Annotated in this window: 23 protein-coding genes, 2 rRNA genes and 2 pseudogenes; 16 read left to right on the top strand and 11 right to left on the bottom strand. The window is 33.4% G+C overall.

Annotation, left to right across the window (positions count from 1 at the left end; translation table 11 throughout):
• The 12 genes from A9G35_RS05935 to gltP form a co-directional block, all read left to right on the top strand.
• Positions 1 to 482, top strand: a 23S ribosomal RNA gene (locus A9G35_RS05935); the annotation flags it as partial.
• Positions 483 to 639: 157 nt separating this feature from the next.
• Positions 640 to 755, top strand: a 5S ribosomal RNA gene (rrf, locus tag A9G35_RS05930).
• Between the two features lie 240 nt (positions 756 to 995).
• A complete protein-coding gene (gene rppH, locus A9G35_RS05925) occupies positions 996 to 1568 on the top strand; it encodes an RNA pyrophosphohydrolase (RefSeq protein WP_065636075.1) in 573 nt (190 codons plus the stop codon).
• Positions 1565 to 2434 carry a prolipoprotein diacylglyceryl transferase gene (gene lgt, locus A9G35_RS05920; RefSeq protein WP_065636074.1) on the top strand — a complete coding sequence of 290 codons (870 nt, stop codon included), beginning with the start codon at positions 1565 to 1567 and terminating at the stop codon, positions 2432 to 2434. The genes rppH and lgt overlap by 4 nt, the downstream gene beginning before the upstream one ends.
• On the top strand, positions 2431 to 3225 hold the full coding sequence (thyA, locus tag A9G35_RS05915) for a thymidylate synthase (protein ID WP_065636073.1): 795 nt from the start codon (positions 2431 to 2433) through the stop codon (positions 3223 to 3225). Before lgt ends, thyA begins: the two co-directional genes overlap by 4 nt.
• 235 nt (positions 3226 to 3460) lie before the next feature.
• Positions 3461 to 4411 (top strand): LpxL/LpxP family Kdo(2)-lipid IV(A) lauroyl/palmitoleoyl acyltransferase, encoded by a 951-nt coding sequence (gene lpxL / locus A9G35_RS05910; protein ID WP_065636072.1) that lies wholly within the window; start codon positions 3461 to 3463, stop codon positions 4409 to 4411.
• A 29-nt stretch (positions 4412 to 4440) separates the two neighbouring features.
• Complete coding sequence (gene rlmM / locus A9G35_RS05905) at positions 4441 to 5523, top strand: 23S rRNA (cytidine(2498)-2'-O)-methyltransferase RlmM (protein WP_065636071.1); 1083 nt, start codon at positions 4441 to 4443, stop codon at positions 5521 to 5523.
• Positions 5524 to 5543: 20 nt separating this feature from the next.
• Positions 5544 to 7388 carry a penicillin-binding protein activator gene (locus A9G35_RS05900; RefSeq protein WP_065636070.1) on the top strand — a complete coding sequence of 615 codons (1845 nt, stop codon included), beginning with the start codon at positions 5544 to 5546 and terminating at the stop codon, positions 7386 to 7388.
• Positions 7360 to 7725, top strand: coding sequence for a YraN family protein (locus A9G35_RS05895; protein ID WP_081300128.1), 366 nt, complete (start codon positions 7360 to 7362; stop codon positions 7723 to 7725). Before A9G35_RS05900 ends, A9G35_RS05895 begins: the two co-directional genes overlap by 29 nt.
• A 15-nt stretch (positions 7726 to 7740) precedes the next feature.
• A complete protein-coding gene (locus tag A9G35_RS05890; RefSeq protein ID WP_065636068.1) occupies positions 7741 to 8319 on the top strand; it encodes an SIS domain-containing protein in 579 nt (192 codons plus the stop codon).
• Positions 8320 to 8417: 98 nt separating this feature from the next.
• Positions 8418 to 11114 carry a DNA topoisomerase (ATP-hydrolyzing) subunit A gene (gyrA, locus tag A9G35_RS05885; protein ID WP_065636067.1) on the top strand — a complete coding sequence of 899 codons (2697 nt, stop codon included), beginning with the start codon at positions 8418 to 8420 and terminating at the stop codon, positions 11112 to 11114.
• A gap of 77 nt (positions 11115 to 11191) precedes the next feature.
• Entirely contained in the window at positions 11192 to 12514 is a 1323-nt protein-coding gene (gene gltP, locus A9G35_RS05880; protein WP_065636066.1) for a glutamate/aspartate:proton symporter GltP, read from the top strand.
• Between the two features lie 145 nt (positions 12515 to 12659).
• Here the strand turns inward: gltP and rpmG are convergent, their stop codons facing one another.
• A complete protein-coding gene (rpmG, locus tag A9G35_RS05875) occupies positions 12660 to 12827 on the bottom strand; it encodes a 50S ribosomal protein L33 (RefSeq protein WP_034884348.1) in 168 nt (55 codons plus the stop codon).
• A 15-nt stretch (positions 12828 to 12842) separates the two neighbouring features.
• A complete protein-coding gene (gene rpmB / locus A9G35_RS05870; protein ID WP_034884345.1) occupies positions 12843 to 13079 on the bottom strand; it encodes a 50S ribosomal protein L28 in 237 nt (78 codons plus the stop codon).
• A 390-nt stretch (positions 13080 to 13469) separates the two neighbouring features.
• On the opposite strand from rpmB, the gene aroE reads away from it, so the two are divergent.
• Together aroE and aroL are read left to right on the top strand one after the other, a co-directional pair.
• Entirely contained in the window at positions 13470 to 14300 is an 831-nt protein-coding gene (aroE, locus tag A9G35_RS05865) for a shikimate dehydrogenase (RefSeq protein WP_065636065.1), read from the top strand.
• A gap of 1138 nt (positions 14301 to 15438) precedes the next feature.
• Positions 15439 to 15957, top strand: coding sequence for a shikimate kinase AroL (gene aroL, locus A9G35_RS05855; RefSeq protein WP_065636063.1), 519 nt, complete (start codon positions 15439 to 15441; stop codon positions 15955 to 15957).
• 232 nt (positions 15958 to 16189) lie between these two features.
• Here aroL and A9G35_RS05850 read toward each other — a convergent pair whose 3' ends face one another.
• Positions 16190 to 16480, bottom strand: a complete 291-nt coding sequence (locus tag A9G35_RS05850; protein ID WP_065636062.1) for an NINE protein — start codon at positions 16478 to 16480, stop codon at positions 16190 to 16192.
• Positions 16481 to 17193: 713 nt separating this feature from the next.
• Positions 17194 to 17330 (bottom strand): annotated as a pseudogene (locus A9G35_RS14110) (hypothetical protein); the annotation flags it as partial.
• Positions 17331 to 17537: 207 nt separating this feature from the next.
• On the opposite strand from A9G35_RS14110, the gene A9G35_RS05845 reads away from it, so the two are divergent.
• Complete coding sequence (locus A9G35_RS05845) at positions 17538 to 17816, top strand: hypothetical protein (protein ID WP_065636061.1); 279 nt, start codon at positions 17538 to 17540, stop codon at positions 17814 to 17816.
• Positions 17817 to 17851: 35 nt separating this feature from the next.
• Here the strand turns inward: A9G35_RS05845 and A9G35_RS05840 are convergent.
• Positions 17852 to 18933 (bottom strand): IS3 family transposase gene (locus tag A9G35_RS05840; RefSeq protein ID WP_442903173.1). Its coding sequence is split into 2 segments (ribosomal slippage): positions 17852 to 18706 and positions 18709 to 18933, totalling 1080 coding nucleotides; the frame shifts between segments, so codons are not numbered across the junction.
• A gap of 73 nt (positions 18934 to 19006) precedes the next feature.
• Here A9G35_RS05840 and A9G35_RS12865 point away from each other — a divergent pair.
• A pseudogene (locus A9G35_RS12865) lies at positions 19007 to 19546 on the top strand (transposase); the annotation flags it as partial.
• Positions 19547 to 19558: 12 nt separating this feature from the next.
• Here the strand turns inward: A9G35_RS12865 and A9G35_RS05825 are convergent.
• The 6 genes from A9G35_RS05825 to A9G35_RS05805 all read right to left on the bottom strand — a co-directional run.
• Complete coding sequence (locus tag A9G35_RS05825; RefSeq protein WP_065636058.1) at positions 19559 to 20932, bottom strand: PTS ascorbate transporter subunit IIC; 1374 nt, start codon at positions 20930 to 20932, stop codon at positions 19559 to 19561.
• Between the two features lie 20 nt (positions 20933 to 20952).
• Positions 20953 to 21225, bottom strand: coding sequence for a PTS sugar transporter subunit IIB (locus tag A9G35_RS05820; protein ID WP_065560438.1), 273 nt, complete (start codon positions 21223 to 21225; stop codon positions 20953 to 20955).
• Positions 21226 to 21253: 28 nt separating this feature from the next.
• A complete protein-coding gene (locus A9G35_RS05815; RefSeq protein ID WP_065636057.1) occupies positions 21254 to 21697 on the bottom strand; it encodes a PTS sugar transporter subunit IIA in 444 nt (147 codons plus the stop codon).
• Positions 21698 to 22558: 861 nt separating this feature from the next.
• A complete protein-coding gene (locus A9G35_RS05810) occupies positions 22559 to 23131 on the bottom strand; it encodes a hypothetical protein (RefSeq protein ID WP_065636056.1) in 573 nt (190 codons plus the stop codon).
• Positions 23132 to 23238: 107 nt separating this feature from the next.
• Positions 23239 to 23364: a hypothetical protein gene (locus A9G35_RS13880; protein WP_255305965.1), complete on the bottom strand. Its 126-nt coding sequence runs from the start codon at positions 23362 to 23364 to the stop codon at positions 23239 to 23241.
• A gap of 66 nt (positions 23365 to 23430) precedes the next feature.
• Positions 23431 to 23692: integrase core domain-containing protein (locus A9G35_RS05805; RefSeq protein WP_141672645.1), on the bottom strand; the 262-nt coding region annotated here is incomplete at its 5' end.

Raw genomic sequence — 23692 nt, 5'->3', positions numbered from 1 at the left:
ATCGCTCAACGGATAAAAGGTACTCCGGGGATAACAGGCTGATACCGCCCAAGAGTTCATATCGACGGCGGTGTTTGGCACCTCGATGTCGGCTCATCACATCCTGGGGCTGAAGTAGGTCCCAAGGGTACGGCTGTTCGCCGTTTAAAGTGGTACGCGAGCTGGGTTTAGAACGTCGTGAGACAGTTCGGTCCCTATCTGCCATGGGCGTAGGAAAATTGAGAGGGTTTGCTTCTAGTACGAGAGGACCGAAGTGAACGCACCGCTGGTGTACGGGTTGTGATGCCAATTGCATTGCCCGGTAGCTACGTGCGGAATAGATAAGTGCTGAAAGCATCTAAGCACGAAACTAGCCTTGAGATGAGTTTTCCCTGAAGAGATTCAGTAAGGTCCGTTTGAGACTAAGACGTAGATAGGTCAGGTGTGTAAGTGTAGTGATACATTGAGCTAACTGATACTAATGAACCGAGAGTCTTAACCTTACAACTCGGAGTTGTTTTGGGTTACGCAGGAGTTATTGATAGCGTAGAAAAGCATCGATAAACGAAGAAGGATTGATAAAACAGTTTGTTCCGAATTGAGCGATTGATGTCGATATGAGATAATGGACATCAGTTGAGAAAGAGAAGACAGAATATGTCTGGCGGTAATAGCGCGGTGGTCCCACCTGACCCCATGCCGAACTCAGAAGTGAAACGCCGTAGTGCCGATGGTAGTGTGGGTATTACCCATGTGAGAGTAGGGTGCCGCCAGACTTTTAAATACACGAGCCCAGCAGCAATGCTGGGCTTTTTTGCTTTCAGGAATTTTATTAAAGAAGTACTAAAATAGTCAGCTATGAAATATTTATATGAGTAATATTATAATAAATATTGTTTAGTGTGAAAAATATACGGAAAAGGTGTATTTGTCTTATCAGTATCATTTTTTTATTTATTTATTGCTCTATGTATGAAACAATTTAGCTATATAAAAATAAATTTTTGAGGTAGTCAGTGATCGATAATGATGGCTACCGTCCAAATGTAGGAATAGTTATTTGTAACAGGTATGGTCAGGTGCTTTGGGCTCGTCGTTATGGGCAGAATTCCTGGCAATTTCCTCAGGGCGGAATAAAACAAAACGAAACGCCTGAGCAGGCAATGTTTCGTGAATTAAACGAAGAAGTTGGTTTATCATCAAAAGATGTGAAGATTTTATCCGTTACTAATGGTTGGTTACGATATAAATTACCTAAAAGGATGGTTCGTTGGGAAAATCACCCCGTTTGTATTGGACAAAAACAAAAGTGGTTCTTACTAGAATTAATATCTGATGTATCGGTAATAAATCTTAATACATCGTTAACTCCTGAATTTGATGATTGGAAATGGGTAAATTATTGGTACCCTATTCGGCAAGTCATTGCTTTTAAAAGAGATGTTTATAGGAAAGCAATGAAGGAGTTTTCTTGTATTGTTTTTTCGATTCAAATTGAAATAGATGTACCTATTACTAACATTTCTAAAAAGAAACGGTTTAATTTCTTTGTTCATAAACATAAAAATAAAAAGCGTATTAAAAAATGAATCAATATTTGCAATTTCCTAATTTCGATCCAATAGCATTTTCTATTGGTCCTATATCGCTCCATTGGTATGGTGCTATGTATTTGTTTGGTGTGCTTGGAGCTCTTTATTTAGCCAAACGCCGTGCAAATAAACCTAATAGTAAATGGGCGTCACAACAGGTTGAAAATTTATTATTTTGGGGATTTTTAGGCCTTTTTATTGGTGGTAGATTAGGTTATGTTTTCTTTTATAACTTTGATGCCTTTATTAAAGATCCTGTTATTTTATTTAAAGTTTGGGAAGGAGGAATGTCTTTTCATGGCGGTTTAATTGGCTCTATTTGCGTTATTGCTATTTTTGCAAAAAAAGCAAAGAAAACTTTTATGGAAGTAGGTGATTTTGTTGCTCCGCTTGTCCCGATTGGTTTGATGTTTGGACGATTTGGTAATTTTATTAATGGAGAACTTTGGGGGAGAGTAACTAATTTGCCTATTGGCATGCTATTTCCAACATCATCACAGGCCGATTTTATGTTTGTTCAATCTCATCCTGAATGGTTTTCACTTTACTCACAACTAAATGGTATTTTACCAAGGCACCCGTCACAGCTTTATGAAATGATTTTCGAAGGAATTGTACTGTTTATTATTTTGAATGTTTTTATCCGAAAACCAAGGCCTACAGGTGCAGTATCTGGGTTGTTTTTGTTTTGCTATGGTTTATTTAGATTTGTTATAGAGTTTTTTAGGCAACCAGATGAACAACTAGGTTTATTTTTAAATATTATTAGTATGGGGCAAATATTATGTTTACCAATGATTATTGGTGGTATTTTAATTCTTTTATTTGCGTATAGGTTTAATCATAAGGCAAAAACACAATGAAACAATATTTAGTGTTAATGCAAAAAATTTTAGATGAAGGTACTCCTAAGTCAGATAGAACAGGAACAGGTACGCTATCTATTTTTGGGCATCAAATGCGATTTAATTTACAAGAAGGTTTTCCTCTTGTTACAACTAAAAAGTGTCATTTACGTTCAATTATTCATGAATTGCTTTGGTTTTTGAAGGGAGATACAAATGTTAAGTATCTTCAAGATAATAAGGTAACTATTTGGAATGAATGGGCTGATGAAAATGGTGATTTAGGTCCTGTTTATGGCAAACAATGGCGGGCATGGGGTACTGCCGATGGTCGTCAAATAGATCAAATTTCACAATTAATTGATCATGTTAAGAATGATCCTGATTCTAGACGTATGATTGTTTCAGCTTGGAATGTTGGAGAATTAGATCAAATGGCATTAGCACCGTGTCATGCTTTTTTCCAATTTTATGTCGCAAACGGCAAACTTTCTTGTCAACTTTATCAGCGCTCTTGTGATGTATTTTTAGGATTGCCATTTAATATAGCTAGCTATTCTTTGTTAGTCCACATGATTGCACAGCAATGTGAATTAAAAGTAGGTGATTTTGTGTGGACTGGTGGTGATACTCATCTTTATTCTAATCATATGGAACAAGCACATTTGCAATTAGGCCGTGACCCAAGAGTATTGCCAAAATTAGTTATTAAACGTAAACCTCCAACAATTTTTGATTATAAATTTGAGGATTTCGAAATTGTTGGTTATGAACCGTATCCAGCGATCAAAGCGCCTGTTGCTGTTTGATTTTTTGTTAAAAAGTTTCCGGTAACTATGTGTTTCAGTATAAAAAAATAGATAATTTTAAGAATGGATCATAGCTAATGGTTTTACTATGATCTACTTTAAATATAAATTGATAACCAATATTGTTACAGAATAATAATATAACGCCTTAGGCTTTGTTTGTTTTTATGCTCCCGAAAAACAAGATATAGTATATAATAACCAACTGTATTATTAATAATAATTTGATCTTAATATGAGTCAAAATCAAGAAATTCGTCCTATTTTTACTAAAAGTTTATTACACCCTCGTTATTGGTTAACGTGGTTTGGTATTGGTATTTTATATTTAATCGTTTTATTACCATATCCAATTATTTTTCAATTGGGAAAAGGGTTAGGATTGCTTTCGATGAAATTAATCGGCAAACGTAAAGAAACGGCTAGGCAAAATCTAAAACTCTGTTTTCCTGAAAAAACACAATCTGAACGTGATCAGATGTTGCGTGAAAATTTTATTTCAACGGGTTTAGCAATTTTTGAAACCGGTATGGCTTGGTTTTGGTCTGATAAACGTTTAGCTAAAAATACATCTATTGTTGACGATAATTATATAACAAAGGCACAACAGTCAGGTCAAGGTGTTTTACTTATCGGTATTCATTTTTTAACATTAGAATTAGGTGCACGTATTTTGGGAATGAGCCATCCAGGAGTGGGTGTGTATCGACCGAATGATAACCCTGTTATGGATTATGTTCAGCTTAAAGGCCGTTTGAAATCAAATAAATATATGCTGGAACGCCATAACACAAAAGGTATGATTAGAGCATTGAAAAATGGCGAATTGCTTTGGTATGCCCCTGATCATGATTATGGTCCTAAAAATAGTGTTTTTGCTCCTCTATTTTCAGTTGAAAAAGCAGCGACAACAGTAGGTACGCGTATATTAGTCAAGTTAGGTCATCCTGCTATTATTCCATTTACACCTAAACGAGAAAAAAGTGGTCGGTATATTGTTTATATTTCTCCTAGAGTTGAAGGATTTCCTATAGAAGATGATGTGCTAGCTGCAACGTTCATGAATAAAATTATTGAAAAAGAAATTTTAAAAGCACCAGAACAATATATGTGGTTACATCGTCGATTCAAAACACGCCCAAAAGGAGAATCCCCTTTATATTCTGATAATGTGCAATCTGATTAATATCTTTTAAAAGAGTAAAAAATTACAATATGCAAAAACTAAATAAAATTATTTTATATTGTCGTTCTGGATTTGAAAAAGAGTGTGCAGCAGAAATTACAGATAGAGCTGCAAAAAAAGAAATATATGGTTTTGCTAAAGTAAAAGAAAACAGCAGTTATGTCGTTTTTGAATGTTATCAAGATAGTGATGCGCAATTATTAATAAAAGATTTGGCTTTTAGAACACTTATTTTTGCACGACAAATGTTTATATCTGGTGATTTATTAGTTGATTTGCCAACAGATGATCGTATATCCCCTATTATTAATGCATTATCTGGATGTATAGATAAAGCCGGTGATTTGCGGGTTGAAGTTGCTGATACTAATGAAGGAAAAGCGCTTTCAGGTTTTTGCCGTAAATTTACTGTTCCTCTTCGTCAAGCATTACGAAGTAAGCGTATTTTATTGAAAGTTGAAAATCCTTCTCGTCCGGTTATTCATTTATTTTTTATCAATAATAATAGCTGTTATGTTGGTTATTCATTTAGCCGAAATAATTCTCCTTTTTATATGGGAATTCCACGGCTAAAATTTCCTGCAGATGCTCCAAGTCGTTCTACGTTAAAATTAGAAGAAGCTTTTCATATTTTTATCCCATATGAAGAGTGGGATGAGCGATTAAAAGGTGGGTTGAATGCTGTCGATTTAGGAGCTTGCCCAGGGGGATGGACTTATCAGCTTGTTAAAAGAAGTATGATGGTTTATGCCATTGATAATGGATCTATGAATGAAAAATTAATGCAAACAGGTCAAGTTAAGCATTATAGAGAAGATGGTTTTAAATTTATGCCTAAAAAGCATAATATTTATTGGTTGGTCTGTGATATGGTTGAAAAACCAACCAAAGTAACCGAATTAATAGCTAAATGGCTAATTAATGGTTGGTGTAGAGAGGCTATTTTTAATCTCAAATTACCAATGAAAAAGCGTTATGAAGAAGTAAAACAAAGTTTACAATTACTAAACAATGAATTAAATAATAAGAAAATTAATGTACAAATTCAAGCTAAACAGCTTTATCATGATCGAGAAGAAGTGACCGTTCATGTACAACGAATTTGGGGATAACAACTTATAAGGGAATAGGTATGAATCTAAAACGCTCCTTTTGTGTTATGTTAATAATGTCATTATTTGTATTTTTGGTGGGATGTAGTTTTGAATCAAATAAGTCTCTTGACTTTGATGAGCATCAAAACTCTAATTATTATTTGTCACAAGCGGATAATAGCACAGGTTCCATTAAAGTTAATTGGCAACTATTAGCTATTCGGGCTTTAATAAAAGAAAATAAATTTTCGCAAGCAAATGCATTATTAGCAAATTTACCTCTTAATCTTAATGCTGAACAGCAAAAAGAAAAGTTATTATCAGAAGGTGAAATTGCTGTAAAAAAGAGGAAAAAATTTGACCTTAATCAATTTACTCTCGATAATTTGACTAATTCACAGTTATACCGTTATTACGCTATAAAATTAGGTCTAGATATAAATAATAAAGATATTAATGCTCAAGCTCATGATTATCTTAAATTAGAAAAGTATGTATCAGAAACTGAAAAACGGCAATTATTAATTAATACATGGAATTTTTTTCGTAAGTTAAAATCTGATAAACTTGGTAAGATTTTAGTTGATGAAAACGAAACCGTATTACGAGGTTGGGTTGATTTAGCTTATACTTACCAAAATAATAGTAACAAACATGTTTCGCAAGATGATGATACTCCAGAAACAATTGCAGCAAAATCTGAAAATCAAAAACAGTTATTAAATCAAGCTATCAACAGTTGGGCTACACAATACCCACATCACCCAGCTAACGAAATTATTTCAATATTGACTGGAGGAAAAACTCTTTCAGTTGATGCGAATGCAAAAAATGTTGCTTTATTATTACCATTAAATGGTCCTTCACGTATATTTGGTGAAACTATTCGTCAAGGTTACATTAATGCTATAAATCTTTTTCCACAAGAACCTCAACAAAATGTGATTGTACTTGATACAACTAGTGCTCCTATGGATACTTTAATTCAACAAGCACAAGAGCAGCATGTTGAATTAATTGTAGGGCCTTTATTAAAAAATGAAGTTACTAAAATAAAAGAATTAGCACCAACCATTCCAGTTTTAGCCTTAAATAAAGTTGATAGCATGGCTTCTTCTGCTAATAAAATGTGTTTTTTTGCTTTATCTCCTGAAGATGAAGCAAAAGATGCGGCAGGCCATATTTATTCTCAAAATAAAGTAAAACCATTGCTATTAGTACCGCAAACTGATTTAGGACGACGTGTTGCTCAAAGTTTTGCAATGGAGTGGTCACAATTATCGACAAATAACTCACAAGCTTACGTACAATATTTTGGTAATACTACAACATTAAGCGCCAATATGAATCATAATATAGGTATTACCCTTGCAGGAAATCCTATCTTGAATGATGAGGTCTCGTCAGAGGGAATGTTATCCACTGGGTTTGATGCTATTTATATTTATTCGTCATATGATGAATTAACATTGATAAAACCAATGCTTGATATGGGGGCAAATAAAACTATTGGAAACTCATCTGCGGTTACACTTTATTCAAGTTCTAAAAGTCATGTAGCTAATGCTTCTAATGACTTTAATTATGATATGAATAAAACTGAATATGCAGATATCCCTATGGTTATAAATCAAATGGATAAGGTAAATACAAATATGCCTAGCAATATTCAGAAAGATTATTCATTAATTCGTCTGTATGCAATGGGCATTGATGCGTGGAGACTTGCTAATCGTTTTAATCAACTTAGTTCATATCAGCCTAATTTTTTAGATGGAATGACAGGTAAATTATCTACAACTGATCAATGCGAAGTAACTCGAACACTCTCTTGGCAGCAATATATTTATGGTGATGCTAAATCAGATTCTAAGAGCGAATAAAAAACAAATTGGTGAGTATTATGAAAATATTGCTTGCCAATATCTACTCAACAAAGGTCTTATATTTTTAGCACATAATATTCAATTTCGCCAAGGTGAAATCGATTTAATAATGTTAGATAAGGACTGCATTGTTTTTATTGAAGTGCGTTACCGAAAAAATGCAAATTTTGGTGATGCCGAAATGACTGTAACATTAAATAAACAAAATAAGATAAAGCAGGCTGCTCAGCTATGGATGATAGAGCAAAATTTAAATATTGAAGATACCGCGTTTAGATTTGATATTTTTGCTATTACAGGTAAAAGTCAAAAGTGGATTATCAATGCATTTTAATTTTTAGGTGAAAGCGTGCAAGATTTAATTAAAAATTATTTTACTGAAAGTATTCAGACTCAAATCGTAATGGCTGAATCACTTGGTTATTCTATCGAAAAAGCAGCAAATATTATTGTTGATAGTTTACTTAATGGTAATAAAATTATGAGTTGTGGCAATGGCCCATCAGCAGCCAATGTGCAAAGCTTTACTTCACGTTTAATTACTAGTATTAACATTGAAAGACCCAGTATTCCTGCGATAGCTCTAGTATCGGACAATGTTTTATTAAGTGCGATAGCTAATCATGAAGAAATTTATGCTCGTCAAATTCAAGCACTAGGGCAACAAAGCGACGTTTTAATTATAGCTACTTGTCAAGGTAAAAGTCGTGCAATTATTCGAGCTGTTCAAGAAGCAGTAATTAAAGATATGAAAATTGTTGCATTAACGGCATTTGATGGTGGTGAAGTTATTGGCTTATTAGGACAAAATGATATCGAAATTAGAATACCATCTTATAAAAAAGTCATGGCTTACGAAATGCATGCCATGATTTTAAACTGTTTATGCCAATTAATTGAAAATACTTTGTTTAACCACGTTGAATAAGTTGGAATAAAAATAGTTTTGTTCTGCCTTAATAGTGAATGTTATGCTATAATTATGAGCTGTTTTGATGAATTAAATTATTAAGAGAAGTTGGTGTTATGACCGAACTAGCCAAAGAAATAACTCCCGTTAATATTGAAGATGAACTAAAGTCCTCATATCTTGATTATGCTATGTCAGTAATTGTAGGTCGTGCATTGCCAGATGTGCGAGATGGTTTAAAGCCTGTGCACAGGCGTGTTTTATTTGCAATGCATGAAGCAGGATATGATTGGAATAAACCTTATCGAAAATCGGCACGTGTTGTTGGGGATGTAATTGGTAAATACCATCCGCATGGTGATTCTGCTGTTTATGATACAATCGTTCGTATGGCTCAACCATTTTCATTGCGTTACATGCTAGTTGATGGTCAAGGTAACTTTGGCTCTGTTGACGGCGACTCAGCCGCTGCAATGCGTTATACCGAAATTCGGATGCAAAAATTTGCAGGAGCATTGCTTACAGATCTTGATAAAGAAACTGTTGATTTTTCACCTAACTATGATGGATCAGAAATGATCCCTGATGTGTTACCAACTCGTATTCCAAATTTGTTAATTAATGGTTCATCAGGAATTGCTGTTGGTATGGCAACTAATATTCCTCCTCATAATTTATCCGAAGTTATTAACGGTTGTTTGGCTTTTATTGAAGATGAAAATATCTCGATTGATGGTTTAATGGAATATATTCATGGGCCAGATTTTCCGACAGCAGCGTTAATCAATGGTCGAAAGGGTATTGAAAACGCATATCGCACTGGTCGTGGTATTATCTATATTCGCTCTAGAGCAACAATTGAAGTTGATGAGCATAGCGGTCGTGAAACAATTATCGTTAACGAAATTCCATATCAAGTTAACAAGAAAAAATTGATCGAAAAAATTGCTGAATTGGTCAAAGATAAAAAAGTAGAAGGCATTTCTGCATTACGTGACGAATCTGATAAAGATGGTATGCGTATTGTTATTGAAATAAAACGTGATGCAGTTGGTGAAGTTGTTTTAAATAACCTTTTTTCTTTAACTCAATTACAAGTTTCATTTGGTATTAATATGGTGGCTTTGCATAAAGGTCAACCTAAACTACTAAATTTGCGTGAGATGATTGAAGCTTTTGTACTTCATCGCCGTGAAGTTGTAACACGTAGAACCATTTATGAATTACGCAAAGCACGGGAACGTGCCCATGTATTAGAAGGTTTAGCAATCGCACTTGCCAATATTGATCCTATCATTGAGTTAATTCGTGCTGCGGCAACGCCTAGTGAAGCAAAAACTAAATTATTGAGCCAAGCTTGGCAACTTGGAAATGTTGCTGCTATGTTAGAAAAAGCAGGTAATGATGCAGCTAGACCAGAAGATTTAGCGCCAGAATTTGGTATTCATGATGGGCATTATTATTTATCAGAAGCACAAGCTCAAGCGATTTTAGAACTTCGCTTACACCGCTTAACCGGCCTTGAGCATGAAAAAATTCTTGATGAATACAAAGAGTTGTTAATTCAAATTGGTGAGTTATTGCATATTTTGGCAAGTTCAGAGCGTTTAATGGAAGTGATTCGTGAAGAATTAGAAAGTGTTCGAGACCAATTCCAAGATGCTAGACGAACAGAAATTACCGCAAGCAGTGCCGATATTAATATTGAAGACCTTATCGCTCAAGAAGATGTGGTTGTTACTCTTTCGCATCAAGGTTATGTAAAATATCAACCTCTTTCTGATTACGAAGCTCAACGTCGTGGTGGCAAAGGTAAATCTGCAACTAAAATTAAAGAAGAAGACTTTGTTGAAAAATTATTGGTAGCTAATACTCACGATACGATCCTGTGTTTTTCAAGCCGTGGTCGATTATATTGGATGAAAGTTTATCAATTACCTGAAGCTAGCCGAGGCTCTCGTGGTCGTCCAATTATTAATTTGTTACCTCTTGAAGAAAATGAGCGTATTACCGCAATTTTACCAGTTCGAGAATTTGATGATGAACATTGTGTATTTATGGCAACAGCACAAGGTACAGTTAAGAAAACATCCTTAATTGAATTCAGTCGTCCACGAAGTGGTGGCATTATTGCGATTAATTTACGTGATGATGATGAATTAATTGGCGTTGACTTAACTAGCAATGATCCTTCAGCTATGACTGATGATGAAGAAATGAATGATGATATCGTTGTAGAAGACGTTGATGTTGAAGATGATGAAGTGTCACAATGTTCAACGACTGAAGATATTATGTTATTCTCAGCTAATGGTAAAGTTGTTCGATTCCCTGCTAATAAAGTTCGTTGTATGGGAAGAACCGCTGCGGGTGTTCGAGGTATAAAGCTTGATAGTGATGATAAAGTTGTATCTCTAATAGTGCCGCGAGGAAGCGGTGCAATATTAACTGCAACTCAAAACGGTTATGGTAAACGAACTCAGCAAGAATTATATCCAACAAAATCACGAGCAACTAAAGGCGTTATTTCTATTAAAGTAAGTGAGCGTAATGGTTCTGTGGTTGGCGCAGTTCAGGTTGATGAAACCGATCAAATCATGTTAATTACAGATGCAGGAACACTGGTTCGCACTCGAGTTTCAGAAGTAAGTATTGTAGGTCGTAATACTCAAGGAGTTATGCTTATCCGAACAGCTGAAACTGAAAAGGTTGTGGGATTACAGCGAATTGCTGAAACAGAGGACGATAGTGAATCTGATTTATTACCTCATAGTGAAGAGCAGAGTGGTTTGGAACAAAGCCCCGAAGAATAATTTTTAATTATAAGAAGGATTAGTGATATTAACTAATCCTTTTTTATTTAGAAAACCTCGAAAAGGAACAGTATTAGATGGCATTTTTTACAAAAAAAATCTTAACAAATCTTGCATGGCAAATTTTAATTGCTTTGGTTTTAGGTGTTGCGATGGGGGCTTATTTATTTGAGCTTTCTGTTCCATCTCATCCATTACACACTTATTATCAATTTTCTATAGTTAATATTTTTCAGCCTGCGGGTGATATTTTTATTCGTTTAATCAAAATGATTGTATTACCTATTATACTCAGTACATTAACGTTAGGTATTGCAGGTATTGGTGGTTCGAAAAGACTAGGAACTTTAGGTTTTAAAACAATACTTTATTTTGAGATTATTACCACTATTGCTATTTTATTAGGTCTTTGCTGGGGAAATATTTTTTCACCAGGAGCGGGTATTGATTCATCTACGCTTGCAACAACAGATGTGAGTAAATATGCAAAGGCAGCCGAAGAATTAAGCGGAAAACCACACGGTTTAATTGTTATGATTCTTGATATGATTCCTGCAAATATTTTTAAAGCAATGACTGATGGGGCTGTTTTACCCGTTATCTTTTTTTGTGTCTTTTTTGGTTTAGGACTAATGTCTTTACCTGACAAACAACGTGAACCGTTTCTTTTCTTTTTAAAAGTAATTTCAGATACCATGTTTAAAGTAACCAATATGATAATGCGTTATGCACCTATTGGTGTATTTGCACTTATCACAGTAACTGTTGCTAAATATGGTTTTGCATCTTTACTGCCATTATTTAAGTTAATTTTAACTGTATATTCGGCAATGATTATTTTTACATTAGTAGTACTCGGCCTTGTCTGTAAAATCTGTCGCTTTAATATTTTTACATTGCTTAGAATTTTAAAAGAAGAGCTAGTCATTGCATTTTCAACGGCAAGTTCAGAAACAGCATTACCGAAAATTATTGAAAAGATGGAAGCTTATGGTGCACCCAAATCAATAACTAGCTTTGTGATTCCAACGGGATATTCATTTAACCTTGATGGTTCAACACTTTATCAAAGTATAACAGTTATCTTTTTAGCTCAACTTTTTAACATTGATCTCACCATTTTGGATCAAATTATTATTGTTATTACATTGATGATTGCTTCTAAAGGTATCGCAGGTGTTCCAGGTGCATCAATTTTAGTTTTATCGGCAACGCTTGGTAGCGTTGGCATCCCTCTTGAAGGTATTGGTTATATAATGGGCGTGGAACGAATTTTAGATATGGGAAGAACGGTAGTTAATGTCGTTGGTAATGCATTAGCTGCAATAGTTATTGCTCGCTGGGAACATGTTTTTGATGATAAAAAAGCAAGAGCGTATGAACAGCAATATTTAAAATAAAATCATTATTTGTTTACTAAAGCTTCAGCTAAAAACTGGAGCTTTTTTATTGCTTAAATAATTATTTGATAATTAATGAATAATATCATCATTTAAAAGATATAAAAAAAACCCAGCATAACTGGGTCTTTTTGTTTATTTAAAACTATTTAATTTTAGCTTCTTTATAAACTACATGCTGACGAACTACAGGATCGTATTTTTTGATCTCCATTTTTTCAGGCATAGTTCTTTTGTTTTTGCTAGTGGTATAAAAATGACCTGTACCAGCAGAAGAAACTAATCTAATTTTTTCGCGTACACCTTTTGCCATGATATGGTTTCCTTATTAGTACTTTTCACCACGGGCACGAAGTTCAGCTAAAACTGCATCAATACCCTTTTTATCGATAGTACGCATACCTTTAGCAGATACACGTAGTTTTACAAAACGTTTTTCACTCTCAATCCAAAAACGATGAGTTTGAAGGTTTGGTAGAAAACGACGTTTAGTAGCATTCATCGCATGAGAACGATTATTCCCTACTAAAGGACCTTTTCCTGTTACTTGGCATACTCGTGACATGTCAATAATTCTCCGAAATTTCTATGCTTAAGCCCTGGGCGTAATATGTTAATGGAATTAACCTCGTCAGGCTTTTAGTTTACTGCAGTTCTATCTGAGAAGCAGTCTACCTCTCACATTACACCCACAATAATGAGGTAGCGAAGTATACGCTTTTATACGCAAATTCTCAAGCATTATCTTATTTAAGTGTAAAATAATTTTATTGATAAAATGAATATTAACAAATGAATAACAGCTATTGAGTTATTATAATTAAAAAAATTACTTTCCAATTTAAATTATTTTGATTAAAAACAAAAACGGTTTAATTTTATAATAAATATGTTTTAATACTAAATTATAGATTTTATCTATTAAATTTAATTTTTTAACTTTTATGGAGGTTATATGAACCAATTTACGCCATATAATATATACGGCATTATCGGTTATCCTTTAGGGCATAGTATGAGCCCTCTCATTCATACAACTTCATTTCAAGACTATAATATTCCTGCTGTTTTAGTTCCTTTTGCTACACCTCCACAAGAGATTGCAGCTTTATTTAAATCAGTAAGATTATTAAATATTCGTGGTTTATGTGTCACTATTCCGCATAAACAAACGATTATTCCTTATTTAGATGAAGTGACCGAGCATGTAAAAAAAGCAGGAGCGGCTAATTTAGTATATTGGCATGGTGATAAGTTATGTGGTGATAATACAGATATTGTTGGTTTTATGGAACCACTCAAAAGCAAAAAACTATCGGCAGAATATAACAAAGTATTATTACTTGGTGCAGGTGGTGCTGCGCGAGCAGCCGTTGTTGGCTTACAAGAGCTTGGTTATACCAATATCACAGTAACCGATATTGCAGATGACTCAGCTCAAATATTAGCTAATGAATTCAACCTAAAAACCATTAAATGGGAAGACCGTGGCGAGGTTGAAGCACAAATTATTATAAACTCAACACCACTGGGCATGACAGGTAAGTTTGAAGATCAAACTCCTTACAAACAGGCTTGGTTTAAAGGAAAAGGTGTGGCTTATGACATCGTTTATACTCCATACAATACACGGTTTAGACAAGAAGCAGAGCAAGCGGGTTGGGAATCAATATCAGGACGTGAAATGTTTATTGGCCAAGCAAATGCTCAATTTAAAATTTGGACTGGAAAGGATCTTTCTGAGCGTGCAAAACAGGCTGTAATTGATGCTTTAACTAAAAAATAATTTGTAGGAAAACGCCGAGTTGTTTACACTTTATGATTAAAATAATCCGCTAAAAATCATAAGGCGTTTTTCCAAAAATCGCTTTATGTGGTTTAACCGTATGATAAAAATTAATCAAACATTTAAGCTTTTATTTTCTCTCTTTGGAATCGTTAAATATTGGCTGCTTATGCCGCATCTCAATTCAAAGTTGGTATCACATTTTCGGCTTTTCCACTGGTTTATGGGCAGGTGATTTTTGCTTGATATACCAGTTATCATACAGTTTATCTAAATAAATCAATACAGTAGAATTTTTGTTAAAAAGTTTCAGGAGTGCACCACGTCTATGTATAAAAACATTAAAAATCAAATAGATACAAACAGGTAAATATTCTTTGGTTTGTTGCTTGGTTTGGTTTTTAAGTAACGGCAAACTTTAGGTATCAGCCTGTCGCCTTAATTTATTTTCAATGGACTTTTCAAGTTTAAGCAGATAATTAATACTCAGCTAATCGTTTTATAACGTTTATTCTTACTGCTTAAAGGGAAAAACTCTAATCGGGCTTTTTTAGTACGTTATAAATAGTAGGACAACTGACAATAAAGTGTTTAGCCAAATTGGTGATAGTTATTTTTCTTTTTGATATCAGCGCTCTATCGTTTATCTGTGATAAGGCGTTAGTTTTGTTTTTTGTATATTCATTACAGTAGTTTCTCAAATTACTGTAAACAACGCGAAGAATTTCTACATATTAATATATAGCAAATATGTCTAACAAAATAAGCATTAGCCATGTTTGTTGATATTTAAATGATTAACCTTTTGAGTGTTAAATCTGTGCTTTACCCAGTGGTTTCAACAAAATAAATATTCATATTATTCAGCATTGATTACAACAATCAAATATAACATAACTCTATCTTCATGGTTCAGGAAGGCTCTGTTAGTTGACTTCATCAAAAAATTTAGTGTTATTTAGGATTTCTTTATGTTTTAATGTAAAAACGACAAAAATTTTTTTAGGTAGCTATTGAAATTATTGTAAAAAATAATTTTTTCAATGCATTAAAGAATGTTTAAAAAAATATTGCAAAAAAAAGAACAAATCACTAGCATGGCTAGCATATTCTGTAAATCAGAAAGGACATACTGAATATGAACAAAACAATTTTTTTAGTTGGTGCAAGGGCAGCAGGTAAAACAACAATAGGGAAAATGTTAGCTGATAAGCTATCATTTTCTTTTATTGACACTGACAACCACTTACTTAAAACAACTCAAAAAACAGTAGCCGAAATTGTTGAAAAAGAAGGTTGGGAAGGATTTAGAGCAAGAGAAAGCCAAGTGCTTGTTGATACGACTAAACCTAATCGTGTTATTGCAACTGGCGGAGGAATGGTGTTAGCTGAGCATAACCGTAATTTTATGAAACAAAATGGCATTGTTATCTTTTTATCGGCACCTGTTGATACTTTAGCTGCTCGTTTAATGAAAGCCCCGAATGTTGCTCAACGTCCATCACTAACAGATTTACCAATTATTGGTGAAATAGAAAAAATATTATCTGAAAGACTACCTTTGTATCATGATGCTGCGCACTATGTGATTAATGTTGATCAAGATAAAGGTTTGATCTTAGAAAAAATAATTGAAACGCTTGGATGGAAACTTTAATTTTTTAGAAAATACTACTTGAAACGGGTATTTTTGGATAATAAAAAATAGAATGTGTAAAAAATTTGTACAGTATTTAGTTAGTAATCCAATCATTACAGCTTCTTAAAAAGAACTAAATAATAATATTTTTCTTATTAGCAGAACAATAAAATAATGCTTCAAGATGATATCAAATCATAAAAAATAAGGCGATTTCAGGAAAAATTGCCTTATGTTTTAGAAAATTATTTTAACCAAATGCATTATGTATTTTTTTGTTTATAGTTACGATAGTATTAGTTGATGATTGATTTTGATTCATATTGTTAGTCGGTGATAAATTATATTTGCTTTTATAGATGCAATTAGCATAGTCAACCATACCACTAGTTAAAAATAGGTCTAAAAACCATCCAATACCAAATAAACCAACAGTAAAAAACCAAATAATGCCAGTAATCCATTTACCACAGTACATTCGATGGACTCCCCATACTCCAAAAAAGAACCACAATAAATAAGCAAGGCCTTTACTTCTCATACTATCTCCGTTTTATAATTAATTTATGATTTTATTAATTATTAATGTTTTTTGACATCTACTAGATTATATTTGTTAGCATCATATTTTTTATATAATGCACTATTCTAACGGATATCGTTCATGCCTGAGGCAATTAATAATTGATATAATGTCGGTTTTATTAAAATGTGATATTTTTACACTTTTTTATTTATTGTGCAAATAGATACATATAATATCACAACAAGTTAAATCTGTTTTAGGTAAACACCTTGATGTTTTCTTATGCATTAACTTTTAAACTAAACTAGCTCGGCACAATGTTGACTGTGAGGTGTTAGCTTAATGTCCTTATGCAACCATATACATTTATTCATATCGCATCAATTAAATAGGATTTTTTTACTTAAACACGATACGTTCCTGAAACTTTTTAACAAAAAAAGGCTTTTGTTTGTTTAGGTAAACAGTGTGATAACCAGCGTATCAATCAAAAATTTACCAGCCACAAACCAATGGGAAAGCCGAAAGCGTGATACGAACTTTGGATTGAGGTGTGGCATAATCAGACATTATTTAGCGATTAACAAGAGAGAAAACAAAATATTAAGCAATTATTGACTATTATAATACAGTTAAACCACATAAATCGATTTCAGGAAAAACGCCTTACGAGTTTTTAGAGGATTATTTTAACCATGAAGTGTAAACTATTCGGCGTTTTCCTACATTTAATTTAAACTAAAATAGTTGTTAAACCTCCAATTCAAAATACTTTCAGCTGCTTTGCGCCCCTGGTTAATTACCGTTACCACTAGATCAGAGCCCCTTACAGATCGTCTCTAGCAAAAATTTTAGCATTAGTCGTTGGTTTCAGAGGCGATGATTTGGTCTTGCATATCAAAATCTCCCCCTTGTTCTCAATAAAAAATTTATTCGACGATTTCAGCAAGTAGAATCAATACTCAAATAAAAAAATTGTCTTTAATTTATGCAACGTTTGAACAAATGGAAGATGTATGGAAAAATTTTAATAAATTAGAATAGGTTAAATTCAATAGCGAAGCGAATAAAAATGACTAAACAAAAAAATGAATTATATCAAGAGATAGAAACATGGGCGAAAAATGCCATATTACATAGCCCAGCATGGAGCATTAACCAGCTCGATTACTCAGAAAAAAGTATTTCTATTGTTGAAATCATTGTTGGTGAGTTAGTGGAGAAAAACTTTAATATCTCTGAAGAACAGTCCAATATGATAGTTCAAGAATATGGTTGCTATTTATTACTGACTGCCCAAAAATTATATGGTGGTGAATTTTATTGGAATGATGAACTTGAACAACTGTAAATACCCCAAACCTAGTACACAACTCACATAGAAAATTAAGCTGCTTGTTTTAGTGTTTTATACTCAATCGGTGTCATGTTATTTAATGCCTCATGCGGCCTTTCGTTATTATAAATCGTTAACCATTCTTCGGTTATTCTCCTTGCTTGTGTTAAGTTGTTAAAAAGATATAAATCGAGTACTTCAGTACGATAGGTACGATTAAATCGTTCAATATAGCCATTTTGATAAGGGCTACCAGGCTTTATATAATCAATGACTATATCATGTGATTTAGCCCAGTTTATAAAGGTTTTTCCGGTAAATTCTGGCCCATTATCGACCCGTATTTTTAATGGATATCTATGATATTCGGCCAGTTTATCTAAGTAACGGGTAATCCTTCCTGCTGGTAAGCTTACTGCAATATCAATACCTAACGCCTCACGATTAAAGTCATCGATGACATTGAATGTTCTAAAGCGACGTTGATTACGGCTACTGTCACTCATAAAATCCATTGACCAACATTCACCTTGTTTATTAGGCACCAATAGCTTTTCCGGGCATCGTGGAGGAATGCGTTTTTTTCGTTTTACTCTGAGATTAAGCTTTAATTCACAATACACCCGATAAACACGCTTATGGTTCCATTGATAGCCGAGCTTTCTGATACGATTAAAACATTTAGGAAAGCCCCAGCGTAAATGCCGGTCTGTGATAGCATTCAATACCGAAATAATCACCGAATCATCCGGTAACTTAGGTTGATAATAGTAAGCACAACGGCTTAAGCCAACGATAGCGCAGCTCATAGCTATAGTAACAGAATGATTTTGTTGTAGTTGCTGTGCCCACGTTTTACGTGCCTTTGTGGGCACTACAGCTTTTTTATGATTTCTTCCTGAAGCTAGGATTTTAAGCTCAGTTCGGCAAACATCTGCTTAAGCTTGCGGTTTTCAGCCTCAAACTCCTTTAAGCGTTTGATATCCGAAGTTTCCATTCCGCCGTATTTTTCCCGCCATTTATAGAAAGTTGAATTACCCATGCCATATTTACGGCAGAGTTCCTTGACAGGAATACCTGCTTCAGCTTCTTTTAAAATAGCGACGATTTGATGTTCAGTCATTTTTTTCATAATTAAATCCCCTTTTACTTTTATCATAGAGAATTTTCTACTTTTTTGCTGTACTATTTTAGGGGATAGTTACAAAAACGATACTTATACTTGCCCAAACGGGCAAACATTAATATATAAAACGACTAGCAGAGAAGGTTATCGTCATTATCATTCTAATGCAGCAACCTGCAAAGTCTGTCCGTTATTGTCACAGTGTACACAGAGTAAAAATACACAGAAAGTCATCACACGCCATATCTGGGAAGCAGATAAAGAGAGAGCCAATCAGATTCGTTTAAGTCAGTGGGGTAAAAAAGTCTATGCTCGGCGAAAAGAGACCGTAGAGCGCAGCTTTGCTGATGCCAAACAACACCACGGACATCGCTATGCAAGATTTAGGGGAAGAGCACAGGTTCAAATGCAGTGTTTATTGGCCGCAACGGCTCAAAATATCAAGAAAATAGCGATAATGCTAGTTTTGTTACGTTTTTTTAGGCCATTTTTTAATTTATTTAATAAAATCCAAATTAAAAATCCTGTTTATGGTTTAAATAAAAATAAACCCCGAATTATATCGAGGTTTGTCATCAATCTGATGTCAGACAAATTGTCTGGCATAATATTTTTTTAAATGAGATAGTAATTATTTACTCGACATTCTCTCCGATACTTTTTTAGGTTTAAAGATATAGTTGAATATTACTAATAGTGCAAAAATAGCAATAAAAATACTCATAATAATATCTTTATTAAACCATTTTGCCATATTACCTAGAATAATCCCAATACCACAAAAATCCACGTCTGAGAAAGTTGTATTTGCAAAACCAAGTGATCCTAAAACAGGCAATAAAAGAACCGGTAAAAATGTTACTAATAAACCATTAGCAAATGAGCCAAGCATTGCACCTCGGCGACCACCCATAGCGTTACCAAACACGCCTGCTGTTGCTCCACAGAAGAAATGGGGAACTACACTAGGAAGTATAAGTACAGTATTTAATTTCCCTAAAACAAATAGACCTACTAATCCGCCAAGGAAGCTAAATAAGAAACCGATCAAAACAGCATTTGGCGCATATGGGAAAACAACAGGACAATCTAAGGCAGGTTTTGCATTTGGAACTAATTTTTCTGAAAAACCAGTAAATGCAGGTACGATTTCAGCAAGAATAAGTCTAACACCTTGTAGAATGATAAAGACGCCTGCTGCAAAGGTAATCGCTTCTATAATAGCATAAACGAGATAATTATCACCTTTACTTAAGGTTGTTTGAACATACTCAGAACCCGCAAATATTGAAAGAATTAAATAAATGATCATCATCGTTAATGAGATAGAAATTGAACTATCACGTAAAAAGCTTAAATTTTTAGGCAAATTCATATCTTCAGTTGAACGAGAATTTTTACCAAACAATTTACCAAGATAGCCAGCTAGTATATATCCTAAAGTACCAAAGTGACCAAACGCTACATCATCATTTCCTGTAATTTTACGCATCTGTGGTTGAGCTAAAGCAGGGAAAAAAGCCATAATTAGCCCTAATACCAATGAACCAGTAAATACTAATTGCCAACCATCAAAATCAGCAACTTTTAAAATAATACTGATCATACAAGCCATGTAGAAAGTATGATGGCCGGTTAAGAAAATAAATTTTAAACGTGTAAATCTGGCCACAACGATATTGGCAATCATACCAAAAGCCATAATTAATGCAGTTGCTGTACCGTACTCATTTAAAGCCATAGAAACAATGGCTTCATTATTAGGTATAATCCCTTGTAATTTAAAAGCTTGTTCAAACATCATACCTAATGGAGTTATAGCACTTATAAGTACGCTAGCACCACCGCTTAATACTAAAAACCCCAAAATGGTTTTAACTGTTCCTTTTACCGTATCAGCAAATGATTTGCGTTGGACGACAAGCCCAGCCATAGCAATAAAGCCAACTAGTATTGCTGGTGTTTTTAGAATATCAACAATAAACTTTATTATTTCTTGGATCATAGCAACACTCCATAATTTGATTAGTGTTTTGCAAAAAATTCAACTAGTTTAGATTCTAAGTCATTAATATCAATAATATTGTTGAGAACAACTAGTTTATCGGCAGGAATTCCAGAACTGGTTGCTAAATCTTTTGTCATGACAAATAAATCTGCTTGTTCTGGTGTTGCAGATGCAAGATCCGCATGTGTAACCTCTGCATCGATATTAATTTTTTTTAATACTTTTTTAATATTCATTTCAACCATAAAACTACTACCAAGACCTGAACCACAAACAGCCATAATTTTCATTTTTTTTATCCTTTTTGTTTATTTCAATTTAATAACGTTTAATAACAGCTAAAATTTCATCACAACTTCGGGAATTAAAGATTGTTTGGATATCATTTGAATCACTAAATAGTGCTGCTAATTGTGTTAACATCTCAATATGGCTAGTGTTATCATTGGCAGCTAATAAAGTAATTAAATAAACGGGATCGTTTTCTTGAGAGTTAAATTTAACGCCTTGTTTGACCAATAACATGGATAAACCTAATTGGTTTACACCTTGTTCTGGTCTGGCATGAGGCATAGCAATACCTGGTGCCAATACATAATAAGGTCCAATTGATTCATGTAACTCAATAATAGAATTAATATAATTTGGTGTAATAGTATTATTTTTTAATAATGGGGCAGCACAAAGTTGTATTGCCTCTTTCCAATTGCTGACCGAATCAACAATGTTGACTGTTTTACTGGTTAACCATGTTTCTAACATTTTGTCTCCCTTAAAACTGTTATTATTAATAATGACTAACAAGTTAACATACTGAGTAATAATAGATATTAAAAAATAATAGAAATGTGATAGCGCTATCAAAAGTTAAAAGAAATCTTCTCTATAGTGTGATATAGATAACATATTTTAAATAATTAATGTTAAATAGTTGAGCTAGTAAAATAGGCTATATCCTAAATTTTATGCGGGCGGTTAACAGGTGACCGTTGATTTTGTCACTAAATTCTGAGTGTCTGCTAATAAATACGCCTTTCTTTACTTAATTATTTTAGGTATACGATATATAGGTATATTGCGTTTATTTACCTAAGAATATACCTAAAGTTTTGGTCGTAAATGATACTTATAGGATAATGAAATAGTCATTAAAGCTTGTCATTGCTTGGTTTTGTGTGCTTTAGTGGGTTTTAAAGAATCTTTCTGAATATTGAATTGGTGGGCCAAGGGAAACAGAATCATATAGATAAACACACTGGAAATACTGAAAGATTAACTTTTAAAAATCGAATCGTATACCTAAACGTATACCTAAAACAAAAAGTGCCCCCCAATATTAGGTATTTTAATCTTGCCAAATTGAAAAGGTTAAAAAAATTGGTTTTAGAATTTTGACGGTGTAAAAATTTATCTAGGTGAGCGGTATCCTTTAATTATGTTTTAGATTTTTATACCTCCCCCCATAAAAATAAAATTTTATAAAAAAGTGTTCACGGTGTTCACTACTTGCTTGAATCCTTATTCTAAAAGGGTTTGAGCGGTGTATACTTGAATATTTACTATTCACAAGTGTACACTTTAGGTGTTCACCACAAGATAAATAATGGATTAATTTAGATCTAGCTATATATGTTTAGCTAAATATTCCACCATTTCTTTATTATTTAAAAAAGAATAAAATCTTTTTGCTAAGGCTTTTATTCTTGTATATCGTTTTGCTTCACTAAGTTGTTTTTCGGCACAATAACAATTAAGACCATCATACATATCAAAGTAATCATAATAGATAAAAAGCCAATAGTGCTTTATTCTATGAAAATATTTGTTTCCAAATTCTATATATTTGAATACAAAACTATGAAGAAGATCGCCAATATCTTCTAAACTATTACATATCATAATTTTTTGGCTAAAAAGTCTCATGAAAACTAAACAGCTATAATTAATGCTTGGTATAGAAATATTTTTTTCGGAAAGATATCTTTTTAAGTACGTCATAACCTCATCGCTATCTATTTTTTTATCAAGTCCCAAAGAAGCAATAATCAATAGTATTTCTGAATCATCACCTTGCATAACTTGTTTTTCAGCCCAATCAATTATTAGGCCACTAGAATAAAAATATTCTGATGGTGAACCATAATATTGATTAAATCTATAAAGCGATAAAATTTCATCGAGAGATAAATTACTCAATTTTAAAACCTTTTATTTATAAGAAAATACCCATTTAATGTATCTTATCTTACATAAGCGAACAACAAAAAACCGCCCAAATTAGGCGGTTCATAGGTTAACAAATATTAACTACGAGCTAGTTCTTCGGCTTTGGGTAGCCAATCTTGACTCGTATTGATATTAAGCTCTACGTTGGTTCTCATCCCTTTATTTGCTCTTTTACGCATGTAGTCTTTACCGTTTTCTTTCATTGCGTAATTAAGCGATGTGCCAAATTGCGTCAGTGATAACGGATTGTTTGGAATGGCAACACATTTTCAAACAAAAAAATTAAGGGGTAAGTGTTTTTTAAATTCAACGGGAGGCAAGTAGCCTAACGAAGAATGTAATCGTTTATGATTATACCAATAAGCATAAGCCGAAAAAGCGCGTTGTAACTCAGCCGTTGAGTTAAAACGTTGGCCTTTTACAAATTCCGTTTTAATTGTTTTAAATGTCGCTTCCGCTACCGCATTGTCATATGGACACCCTTTCTTGCTTAATGAATGCGTGATATTAAATGTCTTAAAACAATCCGCT

Origin of the sequence: Gilliamella sp. Choc5-1 (genome assembly GCF_001690595.1) — a bacterium.
Classification (GTDB): Bacteria; Pseudomonadota; Gammaproteobacteria; order Enterobacterales; family Orbaceae; genus Gilliamella; species Gilliamella apicola_M.
The sequence above is the reverse complement of the archived record's forward strand: the minus strand, read 5'-3'. Positions and strand labels throughout refer to the sequence as shown.